Annotated in this window: 1 protein-coding gene; it reads right to left on the reverse strand. The window is 25.5% G+C overall.

The window, feature by feature from the left end; all coding sequences use genetic code 11:
* Positions 1–126 precede the first annotated feature (126 nt).
* A complete protein-coding gene (locus Q0F58_RS19590; protein WP_294379780.1) occupies positions 127–915 on the reverse strand; it encodes a hypothetical protein in 789 nt (262 codons plus the stop codon).
* Positions 916–1,519 lie beyond the last annotated feature (604 nt).

Here is a 1,519-nt window from a genome sequence, read left to right on the forward strand (position 1 = left end):
AGAGTCTACTATTTCCAAATTAGGACTAGTAGCTTAAATTTTTCCTATTTACTGCACAAGTCTAGTTATATAATATAATCTCAAATTTTTTCTATTGTCATTGCTATAATTTGTGATATCTATATTTCAATTAGCTCTCTTTCCTGTAACTAATGGGATTACATTTTCATCATATGTACTTTTAAAATTGAAGCTTTTGTCAGCCTTAATTGTTGATGTATTGTTATTGCTGAATTTCATTTTTAATTCATTTAAATTTCCCAAAGTAACGCTTTGTTTTTCTATTATCTCATTAAGCTTCTTTTTAGTACCAGCTACTAACACTCTTCTAGCTGAAATCAAATCTATTGCATTGAGTATTTTTGTTATTGCAATTCTGGATTTTTCCTGAGTAGAAACAGCTGAATCTGCAATTCCAATAGCCAGTATATTCATAGGATCTACTTTTATTCTAACTACTTCTTTTACTTCTGCACCTATCTGCAATTTTAAAGTGTTTTCAACATTATCTATATTAGGATTTTTTGATGGATCAAATATAGGTATTCCATTGTATACGGTTTTACTACCTATAAAATTAATTTCTTCCTTATATTCCTGATATTCTGCATCTACTTTTTCTCTTTGTTCCCTACTATATGTGCCACTTGAACATTGAACTGCAAGTTCATTCATTTTATGAAGTATTTTTTGAACTTTGCATAATCCTTCATCAGTTTTATCCAGCATTTCAATACCATCTTCTGTATTTTTTATGGCTACTCTTATGCCACAGATATGTGCTTCTATTCTTTCCATCATACATAATCCATCTGGATCATTTTTTTTATTAGATTTTATTATCTTTTTTTCATAACTTTCTCCTAAGATTTTATTAGTAAAAAGCATCACAAAGTTTACCCATAACCCTTTCATAATCTATAATCCCTCCGTAAAATTACAATTTATGCCATTCTATTAAAGTTCTCCCCTCTTAAATCATATTAAAAATTTCTTATCATGTCAATCTCAACAAATAATGTTATTAATATCCAAATTATTTCTTTAATTTTTTATTTATAATGCTGAACCAAATCATCTTATGGCCTATTTTATTCCTTATTGTAAACTTAAACAACTATAATATTTTTAATAAAACAAGATTTTAATAAAAAACCCTAACACTAATGAATCATTTCAATTTAATATGGAAATAATTCAAAATGTTAGAGTTCAATTTCAATTGACAATTGACAATTATCAATAATAACATAATATTTCTAAATCTTAGTTAATTTATATATCATTTTTATTAAAGCATATATAGCATAATTATCTTTTTATATTTCAAACTTTTATATTTTATATGCTTTTTTCACATCTCTAATCTCTAAAAACATATAACTCACTCCAATTGAATTTAATATTATTCTTTTATTTGAACAATTTTTCCTTCATTTCACACTTTACATTGTTTGGGACATATAATAGATTTTGATATAAAACAGCTACATTTTCGCAAATCAAATTTATGCGTATG

This window comes from uncultured Clostridium sp. (genome assembly GCF_934754915.1).
GTDB lineage: Bacteria > Bacillota > Clostridia > Clostridiales > Clostridiaceae > Clostridium.

Excerpts from the sequence above, each read along its gene's own strand:
- Q0F58_RS19590 (WP_294379780.1), bottom strand. The coding sequence starts at position 915 with ATGAAAGGGTTATGGGTAAACTTTGTGATGCTTTTTACTAATAAAATC.